12 protein-coding genes are annotated in these 14,692 nt (G+C 67.4%); 4 read left to right on the top strand and 8 right to left on the bottom strand.

Annotated features, from left to right (window positions below):
- Positions 1 to 136: 136 nt before the first annotated feature.
- Complete coding sequence (locus tag HH310_RS17735) at positions 137 to 1,762, top strand: hypothetical protein (protein WP_248294123.1); 1,626 nt, start codon at positions 137 to 139, stop codon at positions 1,760 to 1,762.
- Here HH310_RS17735 and HH310_RS17730 read toward each other — a convergent pair.
- Positions 1,759 to 2,112, bottom strand: coding sequence for a nuclear transport factor 2 family protein (locus HH310_RS17730; protein WP_169176672.1), 354 nt, complete (start codon positions 2,110 to 2,112; stop codon positions 1,759 to 1,761). The genes HH310_RS17735 and HH310_RS17730 overlap by 4 nt on opposite strands.
- An 89-nt stretch (positions 2,113 to 2,201) precedes the next feature.
- Here HH310_RS17730 and HH310_RS17725 point away from each other — a divergent pair, with 89 nt between their 5' ends.
- On the top strand, positions 2,202 to 2,633 hold the full coding sequence (locus tag HH310_RS17725; RefSeq protein ID WP_169176671.1) for a GNAT family N-acetyltransferase: 432 nt from the start codon (positions 2,202 to 2,204) through the stop codon (positions 2,631 to 2,633).
- A 679-nt stretch (positions 2,634 to 3,312) separates the two neighbouring features.
- Here HH310_RS17725 and HH310_RS17720 read toward each other — a convergent pair.
- From HH310_RS17720 to HH310_RS17700, 5 genes are all read right to left on the bottom strand, one after another.
- A complete protein-coding gene (locus HH310_RS17720; protein ID WP_211192264.1) occupies positions 3,313 to 4,782 on the bottom strand; it encodes a hypothetical protein in 1,470 nt (489 codons plus the stop codon).
- Positions 4,779 to 6,071, bottom strand: a complete 1,293-nt coding sequence (locus HH310_RS17715) for a KGGVGR-motif variant AAA ATPase (protein ID WP_211192263.1) — start codon at positions 6,069 to 6,071, stop codon at positions 4,779 to 4,781. Before HH310_RS17715 ends, HH310_RS17720 begins: the two co-directional genes overlap by 4 nt.
- Positions 6,072 to 6,157: 86 nt before the next feature.
- Positions 6,158 to 6,640 carry a hypothetical protein gene (locus HH310_RS17710; protein ID WP_169176669.1) on the bottom strand — a complete coding sequence of 161 codons (483 nt, stop codon included), beginning with the start codon at positions 6,638 to 6,640 and terminating at the stop codon, positions 6,158 to 6,160.
- A 158-nt stretch (positions 6,641 to 6,798) separates the two neighbouring features.
- Complete coding sequence (locus HH310_RS17705) at positions 6,799 to 9,696, bottom strand: bifunctional [glutamine synthetase] adenylyltransferase/[glutamine synthetase]-adenylyl-L-tyrosine phosphorylase (RefSeq protein ID WP_169176668.1); 2,898 nt, start codon at positions 9,694 to 9,696, stop codon at positions 6,799 to 6,801.
- On the bottom strand, positions 9,696 to 10,484 hold the full coding sequence (locus HH310_RS17700; RefSeq protein ID WP_169176667.1) for a type 1 glutamine amidotransferase: 789 nt from the start codon (positions 10,482 to 10,484) through the stop codon (positions 9,696 to 9,698). The genes HH310_RS17705 and HH310_RS17700 overlap by 1 nt, the downstream gene beginning before the upstream one ends.
- Positions 10,485 to 10,532: 48 nt before the next feature.
- Between HH310_RS17700 and HH310_RS17695 the strand changes: the two genes are divergently transcribed.
- Entirely contained in the window at positions 10,533 to 11,675 is a 1,143-nt protein-coding gene (locus HH310_RS17695; protein WP_169176666.1) for a low temperature requirement protein A, read from the top strand.
- A gap of 11 nt (positions 11,676 to 11,686) precedes the next feature.
- On the opposite strand, the gene HH310_RS17690 is transcribed toward HH310_RS17695, so the two are convergent.
- Together HH310_RS17690 and HH310_RS17685 are read right to left on the bottom strand one after the other, a co-directional pair.
- Positions 11,687 to 12,112, bottom strand: coding sequence for a DUF350 domain-containing protein (locus tag HH310_RS17690; RefSeq protein WP_169176665.1), 426 nt, complete (start codon positions 12,110 to 12,112; stop codon positions 11,687 to 11,689).
- A gap of 36 nt (positions 12,113 to 12,148) precedes the next feature.
- Complete coding sequence (locus tag HH310_RS17685) at positions 12,149 to 13,501, bottom strand: glutamine synthetase family protein (RefSeq protein ID WP_169176664.1); 1,353 nt, start codon at positions 13,499 to 13,501, stop codon at positions 12,149 to 12,151.
- 172 nt (positions 13,502 to 13,673) lie between these two features.
- On the opposite strand from HH310_RS17685, the gene panB reads away from it, so the two are divergent.
- Entirely contained in the window at positions 13,674 to 14,504 is an 831-nt protein-coding gene (gene panB / locus HH310_RS17680) for a 3-methyl-2-oxobutanoate hydroxymethyltransferase (RefSeq protein WP_169176663.1), read from the top strand.
- The last annotated feature ends 188 nt before the right edge of the window (positions 14,505 to 14,692 follow it).

Here is a 14,692-nt window from a genome sequence, read left to right as displayed (position 1 = left end):
CGAGCACCCTACCGTGACGCGCTGCGACGATCCCGACGCCGGTACGGTGGTCGGCGTGTGGTCTCGGCACCGGCTGGAGTGGGTCACCGCCGTGCTCGCGGCGGCCTTAGGCGCGTGTTATCTGCTGCTGCCCCGGATGGGCTCGGACCTGGCCGCGCAGACCGCCCGCGCGTCCTTCTTCGCCGGCCATGGGTGGACGCCGATCGATCTGCGCTGGTACGCCGGGGTCGACCAGTTGGGCTACAGCTTCGTGTCGCAGCCGGTCATGGCCATTTTGGGGGTACGCCTCACCGGCGCCCTGTCACTGGTGCTGTCCTCGGTGCTGCTGGCCGCGTTGTTCCGGCGCACGGGCGCGCCGCGTCTCTGGCTCGGCGCGTTGGTGGGGACGGCCTGCATCGCGTTCAACCTGGTCAGCGGCCGGGTGACGTACGGGCTGGGGGTCGCCTTGGGGTTGGCGGCTCTCCTGCTTCTGACGTACCCGAGGCTGCGCTGGCTGGCGGCGGTCGCGGCCTTCGCGGCGTCGGCGACGAGCCCGGTCGCGGGCTTGTTCCTGGGGCTGGCGGGCGTCTCGCTGCTGATCCCACGGCCGGGACGTGGCCCACTGGCCGCGGCGCCCGGCCAGGACGCGCCAGCACCCAGCCACGACGCGCCAGCACCCAGCCAGGACGAACCGGCTCCCGCTCGGAACGCACCGGCACCCGACACCGGCCACCCTTCCTGGCACAAATCCGGATTTATCCGGAATGGGCTGCTGATCGCCGTGCCGGCAGCCATCCCGCTAGGGCTGACCGCGTTTCTCTTCGGCGACGGCGGCTGGATGAACATCAGCTCCAACGACGTGCTGCGCGCCGTCGTGGCCAGCCTCGCCGTAGCGGTCCTGGTGCCCCGGTGGCCGGTCCGCGCGGGCGCGCTGCTGTCGGCGGCAGGGGTCCTCGGCGCCTCACTGATCCACACGCCGGTCGGCCTCAACGCGACCCGCCTGGCGGTGATGTTCACGCTGCCGCTGATCGCCGGGTATGCGGCCGTGCCCGCGCTGCCGTCCTGGCGACTCGCCCGCTGGTCCGGCCGCGCGCTCCCGGTCTGGGCCGTGCTACCGCTGGTGGCGGTGCTGTTCTGGTGGCAGCCGCCGGTGGAGGTCGCGGACGTGCGGGACATCGGCAACCCGACCGCCGACCCGTCGTATTTCGCCCCGCTGCTGGCTCGCTTGGGGCAGGAGCGTCTCACCGGACGCGTCGAGGTTCCGCCGACGCAGGATTACTGGGAGGCGGCGTACATGGGGAATGTGCCGTTGGCCCGTGGCTGGCTGCGGCAGGCCGACATCGAGCGGAACCCGCTGTTCTTCACCGACATCCCCGGCGCGCGCGGAACCGGCGTGGCACTGACCGCGGACAGCTACCGTGCGTGGCTGGCCGAACGCGCGGTCCAGTTCGTCGCCGTGCCCGACGCCAAGCTGCACTGGTCGGGCCGGCCCGAGGCGCAGCTGATCGCGACCGGGCTGCCCTATCTGACGCCGGTCTGGAGCGACGAGCACTGGCGGTTGTATGCGGTGGCGGATCCGCAGCCGATCGTGCCGGCCCCGGCGACGATGGTCGCGCAGACCGCCGCCGGCATCACGTTTGACGCCCCCGCGGCGGCCGATCTGACCCTGCGGGTGCACTACTACCGCTGGTTGACGGCATCCGGCGGCGCGTCGGTGCGCCCGCGGGGCGAGTGGACGCTGGTCCACGTCCCGGCGGCCGGCCGTTACACCTTGTCGAGCTAGAGGTCGAAGCCGGTTTCGGTGATGTGCCGGAATCGGCCGTCCGGCGCGACGGTGCCGAAGAGGTAGAGCTCCCGGTTGATCGTGGAGCCGTCGCGCAGCGTGATGTCGTAGACGTGCCGCTCGGCGTAGCGGTCGCCGTCGTACATCTCGTCGAGCACCGTCACCGTGCCCTGCGCGATCTGGCCTCGATACTTGGCGACCATCTCGACGAACGCCGCCCGATCCATCGTCTCGCCGTCATTACGATGCGTGTAGTCCGGCGCATAGTACTTGTCTAAAATTTCGGACAAGTCGCCGTCGCCGGAGAACGCCGTCGCCCGGATCGCGTCACTGATGTGTAGCCGTGTCATGACAACCAAGAGTACCGGACCCAGTGGTCCGTTTAGCGTGCGTCGCCTCACACCGAAGGGCGCGGTCCGACCCACTATGGTCGGACGACATGAGCGTTGCGGTCGAGGTCGTCGACAAGGTTTCCGACGAGCTGGTGGAGGCGTTCGAGCGACTGCTCCCCCAGCTGTCCCGCTCCGCCCCCGCGCTGGGCGCGGACGAGCTGGCCACCCTCGTCGGATGGTCCGGCACCCGGCTGCTGATCGCCCGCGTGGACGGCCGGATCATGGGCACGCTGACGCTGGTCACGTTCCCGATCCCGACCGGCATGCGCGCCTGGATCGAGGACGTCGTCGTCGACGAGGAGGCACGCGGCCGCGGCGTGGGCGCCGCCCTCACCAACGAGGCCGTGCTCATCGCCCAGGCGGCCGGAGCCCGCACCGTCGACCTCACCTCCCGCCCGTCCCGCGAGGCCGCCAACCGCCTGTACCAGCGGGTCGGTTTCGCGCCCCGCGAGACGAACGTCTACCGCTACGGCGTCTAACGGGAATAGTGCCCGGGTCACCCAGTCAGCCGTGTCGACGCCGAGCGTGCGAGCTGCCTCATCGGCCGTACGGAAGTCGACGCCGAGCAGGATGTTGCGTCCACAACATCGGCCCGCAGTCGCGCGCCACTGTCGCAACGCCGGGTCTGTCCCGGAATCGCGGTAGAAAAGCGTCAGGTTGAGCTGCTTCCCGTGACGCGGACGCGATGACCGCGTTGTACCCGCGCACGTGGTCAGGATAGTTCGGCGTGGTCCACGACGGCGTCCATGTGCGATCCGGCGTCGTCGCGCGGTTGCCGTCCGTCTCAGCGAGCTGCATCGCGGCAATCGGACGCCAGTACCCCAGAACGACTTCGCCTGCCGCGTCGTGATGAGCGCGTCGAGGACGGTCATGTCCACCTGTGCGAACATCCGGGCCGAGTCAACGATGTCGAGCTTGCGCACCGCGGCCTGGTCGCGCGGCCCCGCGTTCACCTGGACACCCGCGTTGCCGGAGAACAGCGCCGAAACGCGGACCTCGACCGTACGCCCAAGTCTTTGCCGAATCTGCGACTACGAATCCATGCCCCTTCTTCTGGCGGCGGCGAGCCAGGCGCGAAGGCCACCGATGGACAGCTAGTCGGAACGGCAGGTCAGGCCCGGAGGGCGCACCGTCGACGAAAATCCTTGACGTGCATGGTCAACCCGCAACACGCGGCACCCCGCCCTTACGCCCGACATTGAAGGCGATCCGATATACGTCGGGCAGATCGATGCGGGAGTCCCGGCGCCGGCGCATTACGCCCAGCGCAATGAGCTCACCGATCAGCAGCTTAGCGTCGTCCGGGTGTCGAGGGCCAGTACGTACCTGCGTGTCATCGGCTGTGACATAGCGTTCTGCGTCTTTTCGGAGAGCTTCAGCCAGCTCGACCTCCCGCCACAGGTCGACCACCGTTTCCTCGTCAATCGGGACTTGCCTTCCGGCAAGCGGGCGAACCGCCAGTCGAACCCACGGCAGATCCTCGCCAATCTCGCGCACTCTGGTTTCTGACGCAGTTTGAACGCCTCGTCGTATGCCCTCGTGATGAATTGCGTGATCATGGCCAGCGTATTTTTCCCGCGTTTCGGAAACCGCTTTTCCGAGTGCACTAAGGAAGCTACGCGGACTAACCTGCTCGACGCCATCCATCAGATGGTTTGGCAGCCACGTGTAGGTGTTTCCCTTGCGATAGTTGGCACCCATGTACGGTCCTGCAATAAGAGAGAATTGCTGTTCTTGGAATACCTCGTCTCCGCTTAGCACCGAAGGCAGGAGATGCCGACGACCATCTGCATCAGCATTCCAGCCTTCAGTTATCCGGCGAAACGAATCAGCTTCACTGCTGCTGGAGTTGCCCATGTAATGAAACAGGAGGCCATATAGGCTTGCACGGGACCAAGAAAGGCTGGCTGCGTTTGCCGTCAGTTTAGACGCATCTGGGAAATGAAGCAATGCACCGTCAAACATGTCCGGCCGGATGAAAACCTTGCATCGGATATTACGTGTTCCGAGTCGCATGGCAAGCGCCAATTCCAAAATTCCGCTAACTAGGCGATCCGCCTGAGCCCGCGCGCGATGCAAATGCTCCAGAGCATCAAAGAGGATCAGGTGCGTCGTCCCTTGATTTTGGGCTCGTTCGTCCGCCTGTTGCACCGTGCGCTCGGCCGCCCCGGGATTTGCTCGCACCCACGCGACTCGGTCTCGCCACTCGAGCAACTGATGCAATTCGGGTTGCCCCAGCGCCGACAGCAACACGGCGTACCAAATGTCGAAGGGCCGGACATTTGTATCCGTCAGCTGTCCGAGAACACTGGTACCCGGATAGAGAGCTGGTTTGACGGATGCGCCGTACCCTGCGGACACATTGAGGTGGTTCAGCCGCTCGATCCCGTACTCGTGAGCTGCTACTTCGCGGAGAGTTGGATCAAGCAGGGACTGATACCAGAACGTTTTACCCACCCCCCGTCCCCCGCGGACAACCGTGCTGTCGACATATAGAGCTGCCCGATGACTATCGGGCGTAAATAGTGTATGCAGATCAGGCAGCACGGTGTCGGCGTCCGTTGCTTCCGGCAGCGCAACGGAAAGTACATCTCGGTACTGCTCAACACCAAGCGAGGTTGTCATCACGTTGCCTCATTCTGCGGATCAGCCGTAATCAGACGAGTTGCAATCGACAGGAAGTCGCCGTACGCAGCTTGCACGAACGCGCGACTTTGCCAGCCAGGCGAATTTTGCGCGTCGAGACCAACCAAGCCCTGCTCAAACAATATAGGAATTGGGTAGTGCGGCGCTGAATCATCTTCTAGCGAAGGCGTAAAAGCACCTGGAACAAGTTCACCTGTCGCCGGCAGGGGTACGTCATCGTCATACAATGCGCTGAAACATTCCCAGGCGTGCTCTCGGAAGGATGTCAAGTATGCGTCCATCGGGCGTTGCGGCGAATCTGGGACCATAGATGCAACCATGCGCAGTTTCTCACGAATCTGACGGGCCTGACCGGAAGATTGCCACGCCGCAAAAAGATCTCCGTAGCCTTCCCAAGTCTGCGTATTATCCGCACCAAATAGCAAAGCTAGATCACACAGGCGCGATATTGTAATAGCGGCAATATCATGGATTCCCGCCCGACTGTCCAGCAGTACAACGTCAGGACGTCGACCACTTTCCGTATTTCTTGCTACGGCAAGCTCGCATGCCCGCACGGCGGACTCAATACGATCTGCAAACGTCGCCCCTGGTATGTCACTGTAAACTCGGTTCAGCTTGTCAACATATGCGTACGGTGCCCCGCGTGCGCCTCGGCCACGCGCCGGCGCCACCCAAAGCTCGCCTCGCCCGCTGGGGGGGGCATAGCCTGTCGACGCGACGAGGTCCAATCCTTCAGCGTTGGCAACAGCGGATTCGACCAGTTGGTCGACAATCCCGTACTGTGGGAGCAAAGCTTCAGCAATAAGGAGCGGGCCTGCACCTGGCGATTCCAGGTCGAGGTCGACCACCAAGACCACAAAGCCACGATCAGTAAGATGCCTCGACAGCATAGCGGTCGCTGTAGTACGCCCGACGCCACCTTTGAAGCCGTAAAGAGCGGTGCGATGTGTCCTTGAACCATCTGTCTCAACCGTGGGAGTGGAGACTTGGGCCCAGTCCTCCCCGACCACTGTATTTTCGAGGATTCGGACTTGTCCATGACCTTTATCGCGGGGGTGCATCAAATCCGATTGAATGCGCTTAGACCCCAGCAATTCATCTGCCGCGAACAGCTGTGTAACAAAGACTAGAGGGCGATCGGCGGCGTAGGGCCGAAGCGTGGAGTTCAGCCGCTCCGTCCAGTCGGCAGCGACTTCCGACGTGATGTGGTGCTCACGATCGTCAACGATCAGACTGCAACGCCCCAGAACGTCTCGTACCAGCAGCACGTCGACACCCGCGGCCGCCACGTCATACGCTATGGTCAGCGCACGAGGCAGCGCCTCATCGAATCGAACCCGATCAGAGGATAGAGTCACAATAGCCTTCCGGTGATCACGGCTTGCTGGTGCAGAGCGAGAATTTCTTCAGCTACGGTACGACGCCGCATTACATGTTCTTCAACAATCGCGGTGCCATCAAGATAACGATCATCTACGGACCACGTATCGAAGGCGTCAAGGTTGCGGATCGCGGCCGAAAGGCGCGCTGCAGACCTGCCATGCGTGAGTAGCGCAACGTCCGTAGCAATCCCGGGAAGATGGCCAAATTCTCGGTCGACCTTGCCGGTCGCCGGGTCCGCGACCCAGGGTCGCGTGGCTGGTGGTTTACCCGGCCTTTTCGGATTCATGGTTGCCGGGGTGAATCGCAGGAGCATGCTTTTGAGGGCGCACTCAACCGCGAAACCGAATAGATGATCAGCATTTGGTACGCGGTCGCCATCCTGAAGGTAGACAGCATCGTTGTAATGCCGCACCGCGGCATGGGCGTAGTGGTGCTGCGCTTGACTCCCCGACACGTGAGGATCATAGGCCAGAGCTATTCCAATGTGGGCATGCCGGGTTCATTGAGGCGCGAGGATGCCAGGTCCGGCGGCTCCTGCCACCGTCCACGGTAGCTCGGAAGGCGAGCATGGCAGCGCCTTACCGAATGGCAATCCGGCGCAGCCTCCGACTGTCACGACTCCATGACCCTCTCCATGGCTGCTCGGGAACGGCGCGCCGTGCGCAGATAACCGTCGACGAATTCGCCCGGGTCGCCGCCGCCGAGCAACCGGACCGTGCCGGCCAGTTCGACACCGTGCCGGGGCAGCTGATCGGTCGGCCGGCCCCGCACCAGCGTCAATGCGTTACGCACCTGCGACGCCAGCGTCCAGCCCGCGCCCATCGCCACGGCGTCCGCCTTGTCGACCAGACCGGCCTCCACGGCCGCGGCCAGCGCCTCGAGCGTGCGCGTCTTGCGCAGCGACGGCACCGCGTACGCGTGCCGCAACTGCACCATCTGCACCGCCCACTCCACGTCGGACAGTCCGCCCCGGCCCAGCTTGGTGTGCGTCTGCGGGTCGGCGCCGCGGGGCAGCCGCTCGGTCTCCACCCGCGCCTTGATGCGGCGGATCTCGACCACCTGCTCGCGGGCCAGCCCACCGGCCGGATAGCGCACCGAGTCGGCGAGCTGCTCGAACCGCCGGCCCAGCGCGGCGTCGCCGGCGACGAACCGGGCCCGCAGCAGCGCCTGCGCCTCCCACAGATGCGACCAGCGCGCGTAGTACTGCTGGTACGCGTTCAGCGTGCGCACCAGCGGACCCTGCCGGCCCTCGGGACGCAGGTCGGCGTCGACGCCCAGCGCGGGGTCGGGGGCCGGCGCACCCAGCAGCCGCCGCAGTTCCTCGGCGACGGCGAGCGCGGCGTCGGCCGGCCCGTCGTACACGAACAGGACGTCGGCGTCGGAGGGGTAGCTCATCTCGTACCCGCCGAGCCGGCCCATCCCGATGATGGCGAACTGCAGGTCGGGCCGCGACCGGCGAGCCACCGCGAGGGCCGCGTTGAGGGTCGCGTCGGTGATGTCGGACAGCGCCACCCCCACCGCGTCCACGTCGAGCGGATCCGCCGGGGCGAGGTCGCCGGCCCGGCTGAGGATGTCGGCCGACGCGATCCGGAACAACTCGCGCCGGCGCAGCGCCCGCACCGCCACGATGGCCTGAACCGGATCCTCGGTGTACCGGTCGGCGGCCGCCAGGAATCCGTCGATCAGGGACTCACGACTCCGCGGCTGGAGTTCGGCGTCGTCGGCGAGCAGGCGTAGCGCTTCCGGATCCCGGCCGAGCAGATCGGTGGCGTACCGGGAAAGGCTGAGCACCCGCGCGAGTCGCCTCGCCACCGGTCCGCCGTCGCGCAGCAGGCGCAAATACCACGGCGTACTGCCCAGCTTGTCGGAGACCTGCCGATAGTTCAGCAGTCCGCGATCCGGTTCGGGCGCGTCGGCGAACTCCTGCAACAGGATCGGCAGCAGCGTCCGCTGGATCGCCGCGGTCCTGGTCACGCCCCCGGTCAGCGCCTCGATGTGCCGCAACGCCGCCGCCGGGTCGTCGAAGCCCAGGATCACCAGCCGGTGCCGGGCCGACTCCGGGGTCATCCGCAGCTCGTCCGCCGGCACCCGGGCGACGGCCTCGAGCAACGGCCGGTACAGCAGCTTGACGTGCAGGCGGCGAACCTGCGAACTGTGCCCCACCCAGTCCGCCCGGAACGCGGAGACGGCGTCCTGGCCGGGCACGGCCGAGTAGCCGAGCGAGGCTGCCAGCCACCGCAGCTGCGCGGGGTCGTCCGGCACCGTGTGGGTACGCCGCAGGTGCTGCAGTTGCAACCGGTGCTCGACCGCGCGCAGGAAGCGGTACCCGCGCAGCAACGTCTCGCCGTCCTCGCGCCCCACGTAACCGCCCGCGACCAGCGCCCGCAGCGCCGGCAGCGTCCCCGCTGAGCGCAGCGACTCGTCCGCGCGGCCGTGCACGAGCTGCAGCAGCTGCACCGCGAACTCGATGTCGCGCAGCCCGCCCGGCCCCCGCTTGATCTCGCGGTCCACCCTGTCCGGCGGGATGTTGTCGATGATCTTCCGGCGCATGTCGCGGACGTCGGCGACCGCCTCGGGCCGCTCGGCCGCGTGCCAGACCAGCGGTGCCAGGTCGTCGATCCATTCCCGGGCCAGGTCGAGATCGCCGGCCGCCGGACGGGCCTTGAGCAGCGCCTGGAACTCCCACGTCCGGGCCCAGCGCCGGTAGTACGCCTGGTGGCTGGCCAGCGTGCGGACCAGCGGACCGCTGCTGCCCTCGGGGCGCAGCGCGGCGTCCACCGGCCAGGCCACCTGCCCGCCGATCTCGATCAGGCGGGCCGCCACCGTGGTGGCCGGGCCCAGGTCGTCGTCCGTGGCCGCGACGAAGATGACGTCCACATCGGAGACGTAGTTCAGCTCGTTGCCGCCGCACTTGCCCATCGCCACGACCGCCAGCCGCGGCGGCGTCACGGACGCGGGCAGGCCGGCCACCGCCAGCGAGTACGCCGCCCTGAGCGTCTCGTCGGCCAGGTTCGACAGCGCGCTCATGGTCGGTTCCAGCCCGCGCCCGCCGGTCAGGTCGGCCGCGGCGATGCGCAAGAGCGAGTTCCGGTACGCCCGTCGGAGTCCCGCGACGGTGAGCTCGCCCTCGACCTCCAGGTTGCCCACCGCGTTCGGCGGCATCCCGGTGTCGCAGGTGGCGAGCTCACGCCAGTCATCCGGATTAGCGACCAGATGGTCGCCGAGCGCCGACGACGCCCCCAGCACCGCGACCAGCCGGCGCCGCAGCCCCGCGTCGGCGGCGAGCGCGTCCATCAGCTCCGCCGCCGTGGCCTTGCGTTCGATCGCCTCGGCCAGCCGGTGCAGCTGGCGCAGCGCCAGGTCGGGATCCGCCGCGTGCGACAGCGCCTGCAGCAGCTCACCGGCGTCGTCGCTGGTCGGCGCCTGTGTGTCGTCGTCCCACAGCCGCAGCCCCTGGACCAGGTCGGCGGTGCGGAAACCGTATCGAGCGAGCCGGCCGGGCCGGGTCATCAGTGACCCAGCAGCGGCAGGGTCGTGCCCGGACCGGGACTGAACGGGATGTCCGCGTCCGGCAGGGTGCCGAGCGCGAGCGACGCGAACCGGGCGGCGAACGGCTGCCACACCTCCTCGACGTCGGGCAGCACCGCGGAGGTGTGGTAGACCACGGCCTCCTCGTCGTAGCCCAACTCGTCGATGGTCGCGCGGTCGGCGGCGGCCCACGCCTGGATCATCGCGGCGTCGCACTCGATGTGGAACTGCAGCCCCCAGGCCCGGTCGCCGAGCCGGAACGCCTGATGCGGATACGTCCCCGAGGCGGCGAGCAGAACCGCCTGCAGCGGCAGCTCGGTGATCTCGTCGCGGTGCCACTGCACCACGTCGGGCATCAGCGGCACCCATTTGAACAGCGGGTCGGTGTCGGCCTTGTCGCGCTTGCCGATCAGGCCGGGCCCGATCTCCGGACCGGAGGTGCTGCGCTCGACCAGGCCGCCGTGCGCCTGGGCGAGGAGCTGACCGCCGAGGCAGAGCGCCAGCGTGGGCAGATGGTTACGGACCGCCTTACGCAGCAGTCCCTCCAGCGCCGGGAACCACGGGGCACCCGGGGTGCCGTCGTTCGCCGGATAGGCGTTCTGGTCCCCGCCGAGCACGATGAGCGCGAGGTGGTCGTCGAGGGACTCGGGAAGGGCGTCACCGGCGTGCGGCCGCAGCACGGTGAGCTCCAATCCGGCCTCGGTCAGCCACTCCCCCAGCACGCGGAGATCGTCGGACGGGTCGTTCTCGATGACAAGTGCGGTTCCCACCGTAGAAGGCTAGCGCGAGACCCGGGCCACACCCTCTAGGCTGCGTCAATGGCCGAGCGCACGCCCAACATCCGGGTCTCGACGCTGGAACTGTTCTTCGACCTCGTCTTCGTCTTCACCATCACGCAGCTCGCCGAGCTGCTCGGCGACCACCTGGACCTGCGCACCCTCGGCGACACGGTGCTGATCCTCGTGGTCGTCTGGTGGATGTATTCCGGGTACGCGTGGCTGACCAACGCGGTCGCGCCGACCAGCACGACCCGGCGCACCCTGCTGCTGACCGGCATGGCCGGCTTCCTGGTGATGGCGCTGGCCATCCCGGAGGCGTTCGGCGACTACGGCTGGATCTTCGGAGTCAGCTACCTGGTGGTCAACCTGGTTCATTCCGGGCTCTTCCTGACCGCGGGCAGCGGGGCGGTGGCCGGCATGAAGGTGCTCGCCCCGATCAACATCGCGGCGGCGACGCTGGTGCTGATCGGTGGCCTGGTGCCCGAGCCGTGGCGGCACCTCTGCTGGATCGCGGCGCCGCTGCTGCAGATCGGCGGCGGCTACGTGCAGCGCATCGAGATGCACGCGATCGCGGCCGGGCACTTCGCCGAACGCCACGCGCTGGTCATCATCATCGCGATCGGTGAGTCGATCATTGCGATCGGGCTCGGGTTCCGAGGCGTACCCCTGTCGGGTGGGGCGGTTCTGGTGGCGGTGCTCGCCCTGTGCGTCGCCTACTACCTGTGGTGGTTCTACTTCGCGGGCGACGACGCGCGGGCCGAGCGGGTGCTGGCGGACATGACCGACCCGTTCCGCCGGGCGCGGCTCGGCCTGAACGCCTGGGGGTACGCCCACTATGTGATGTTGCTGGGCATCGTGATCCTCGCGGTGGGCATCAAGAAGACCGTCGGGCACGCCTTCGAGGAACTGCATTGGGACGCGGCGCTCGCGCTCAGCGGCGGCGTGGCGCTCTACCTGCTCGGGCACGCCTTCTTCCTGAGGCTGACCCACCTCCGCGGCGTCTACTACCGGCTGGCCGCCGCCGCGCTGATCCTGGCGGAGATCCCGCTCGGCCGCACAATAGCCATCGCTCAGCTCGCCGCGATCGTCGTCATCATGGCCGCCGTCGCCATCATCGAGGACGTGCCCGAGATGCGCCGCACCGGAAGCACCGCGATCGGAGATTTCGGCCGGACCGGATAAATCCGGAAAAATCAGGAAATGCAGGCGCAGACGATCAAGGCCACGCCGAAGTGCGACGCCGCACTCACCATCGCGCCGCCGTGCCGCTCCGGCGTACAGATGACCTCACCCAGCTTGCCCGGGGTCATCCAGTCGAGCACCAGGAACGCCAGGCCCATCAGGACGATGCCGAGCAGCCCGAAGAGCACCGTCGACGCGACGCCCTGGCCGAACGAGTCGTAGCTCGTGAAGATCGCCGTGAACACGATGATCGCGATACCGAGCTGATTCGCGGCGAGCAGCAGCGAGGCGTTCGGGTTGCGCTCGTGCCAGATCAGATCGCGTAACTTGCCCGGCGTCAGGATATCGATCAGCAGGTATCCGACCGCCATGAGCCCGATGCCGATGACTCCGAAGACGATGCTGCGACCAGCACCTTCGAGCAAATCCTGCAGCACGGTCTCTCCCTTGTGGTGGTTTCAGGAGAGACTTTCTCACAACGCGCCGAGGTATCGCTGCCTTTCGTACGGTGTCACTTCGCGGCGGTACTGCTCCCACTCGGACCGCTTGTTACGCAGGAAGAAGTCGAAGACGTGCTCGCCGAGCACCTCGGCGACCAGCTCCGACTTGCTCATCACGTCGATCGCCTCGGACAGGTTCTCCGGCAGCGCGTCGTAGCCCATGGCCTTGCGCTCGGCCGGGGACAGCGACCAGATGTCGTCCTCGGCACCCGGCGGCAGCTCGTACCCCTCCTCGATGCCCTTGAGGCCGGCGCCGAGCATGACCGCGAACGCGAGGTACGGGTTGGTCGCCGAGTCGATCGAGCGGACCTCGACGCGCGCCGAGTTGGGCTTGCCGAACGCCGGCACCCGGACCAGCGCCGACCGGTTCAGGTGGCCCCAGCTCACCGACGCCGGCGACTCGGTGACCGCGTCCGGCAGCTGCAGCGGGAACAGCCTCTTGTACGAGTTGACCCACTGGTTGGTGACCGCCGTGTACTCCCGGGCGTGCACCAGCAGCCCCGCGATGAACGCCCGCGCCGTCTTGGACAGCTTCATCGGGTCGTCGCCGTCGAAGAACGCGTTGCGCTCCCCCTCGAACAGCGACAGGTGCGTGTGCATGCCGCTGCCGGGCTGATCCGTGTACGGCTTCGGCATGAAGGTCGCGCGCACCCCCTGGGACAGCGCCACCTCCTTCACCACGTGCCGGAAGGTCATGATGTTGTCGGCGGTGGTCAGCGCGTCCGCGTACCGCAGGTCGATCTCCTGCTGGCCGGGCGCGACCTCGTGGTGGCTGAACTCGACCGAGATGCCGATCCGCTCCAGCGCGAGCACGGCCTGCCGGCGGAAGTCGCGGGCGGACGAGTGGGTGGTGTGGTCGAAGTAGCCGCCCGTGTCCACCGGGACCGGCACCGTCCCGTCCAGCGGTCCCTCTTGGATCAGGAAGAACTCGATCTCGGGGTGGGTGTAGAAGGTGAACCCCTTCTCCGCCGCCTTCGCCAGCGCCCGGCGCAGCACGTGCCGCGGGTCGGCCCAGGCCGCGCTGCCGTCCGGGAGCAGGATGTCGCAGAACATCCGGGCGCTCTCGCCGCTGGAGCCGCCCTCGAACGGGAAGACCTGGAACGTCGTCGGATCGGGCATGGCCACCATGTCCGACTCGTAGACTCGCGCGAAACCCTCGATCGCCGAGCCGTCGATGCCGATGCCCTCTTCGAAAGCGGACTCCAGCTCGGCCGGCGCCACCGACACATTCTTCAGCGTGCCCAGCACATCAGTGAACCAAAGCCGGACAAAACGGATGTCGCGCTCCTCGAGGGTGCGCAGCACGAACTCCTGCTGTCGGTCCACGTGGAAAGTCTCCCCTTGTGTCGTTACGGCGAGATTACGCTGGCCGCACCGTCGGCTCTCGAACACGCCTGTGAAAACCTCCACTGACCCCTGACCCGGCCGCTGGTAGCGGTGCGACCATCGAGGGACCCGGGGACCGCACCGCGCGGCCTCGAGGGACGAAGGAGACAAAATGACGGACATCCCCACCCTTTACGGTGGTCCGCCCACTCGCCGGGTCCGCACCCGCGATCTTCAGGCCGCCAAGTCCCGCGGCGACCGCTGGCCGATGCTGACCTCGTACGACCAGTACACCGCGTCGATCTTCGACCAGAACGGCGTGCCGGTCCTGCTGGTCGGCGACTCGGCCGCCAACAACGTGTTCGGCTACGAGACCACCCTGCCGATCACCGTCGACGAGTTGCTCCCCTTGGTCCGCGCGGTCGTCCGCGCCACGAAAACCTCGCTGATCGTCGCCGACATGCCCTTCGGCAGCTACGAGGAGGGCCCGGCACAGGCGTTGCGCACCGCGGTCCGCTTCATGAAGGAGGGCGGCGCGCACGCGGTCAAGCTCGAGGGCGGCCGCCGGGTCGCCGCACAGATCGAGGCCCTGACCGGCGCCGGCATCCCGGTGATGGCGCACATCGGCTTCACCCCGCAGAGCGAGCACACCCTCGGCGGGTACCGCGTCCAGGGCCGCGAGGACGACGCCGCCCGGGTCGTCGCCGACGCGCACGCGGTCACCGAGGCCGGCGCGTTCGCCGTGGTCCTCGAGATGGTCCCCGGCGAGGTCGCCAAGACCATCACCAAGGAGCTCCCGATCCCCACGGTCGGCATCGGCGCGGGCCCGGACACCGACGCCCAGGTCCTGGTCTGGCAGGACATGGCCGGCCTGCGCACCGGCCGCACGCCACGCTTCGTCAAGCAGTACGCCGACCTGGCCGGCACGCTCTCCCAGGCCACCCGCGACTTCGCCGACGAGGTGCGCGGCGGCGTCTTCCCGGCCCAGGAGCACACCTTCTAAACCCTTGTCCCATACGAGGTTTTCGCCCGGTCCCGCTTCGGCAGGCCGGGCGATTGCCCGGTCACCCCCTTGCCCCACCGCCGGGCTGTCCTGCAACGAAATCCCCAGCCCACAGCCGCTTCGGCCCGCCGCAAATCGAGCACCGATCCGCCGCAAAACGAGAGTCGCGTTGCCGCAAAACGAGAGTC

The sequence above is a fragment of the Actinoplanes sp. TBRC 11911 genome, from assembly GCF_012933445.1.
GTDB lineage: Bacteria > Actinomycetota > Actinomycetes > Mycobacteriales > Micromonosporaceae > Actinoplanes.
This window is presented reverse-complemented; position numbering and strand designations above follow the sequence as displayed.

Excerpts from the sequence above, each read along its gene's own strand:
- HH310_RS17735 (WP_248294123.1), top strand. The coding sequence starts at position 137 with ATGGGCTCGGACCTGGCCGCGCAGACCGCCCGCGCGTCCTTCTTCGCC.
- HH310_RS17730 (WP_169176672.1), bottom strand. The coding sequence starts at position 2,112 with ATGACACGGCTACACATCAGTGACGCGATCCGGGCGACGGCGTTCTCC.
- HH310_RS17725 (WP_169176671.1), top strand. The coding sequence starts at position 2,202 with ATGAGCGTTGCGGTCGAGGTCGTCGACAAGGTTTCCGACGAGCTGGTG.
- HH310_RS17705 (WP_169176668.1), bottom strand. The coding sequence starts at position 9,696 with ATGACCCGGCCCGGCCGGCTCGCTCGATACGGTTTCCGCACCGCCGAC.
- HH310_RS17695 (WP_169176666.1), top strand. The coding sequence starts at position 10,533 with ATGGCCGAGCGCACGCCCAACATCCGGGTCTCGACGCTGGAACTGTTC.
- panB (WP_169176663.1), top strand. The coding sequence starts at position 13,674 with ATGACGGACATCCCCACCCTTTACGGTGGTCCGCCCACTCGCCGGGTC.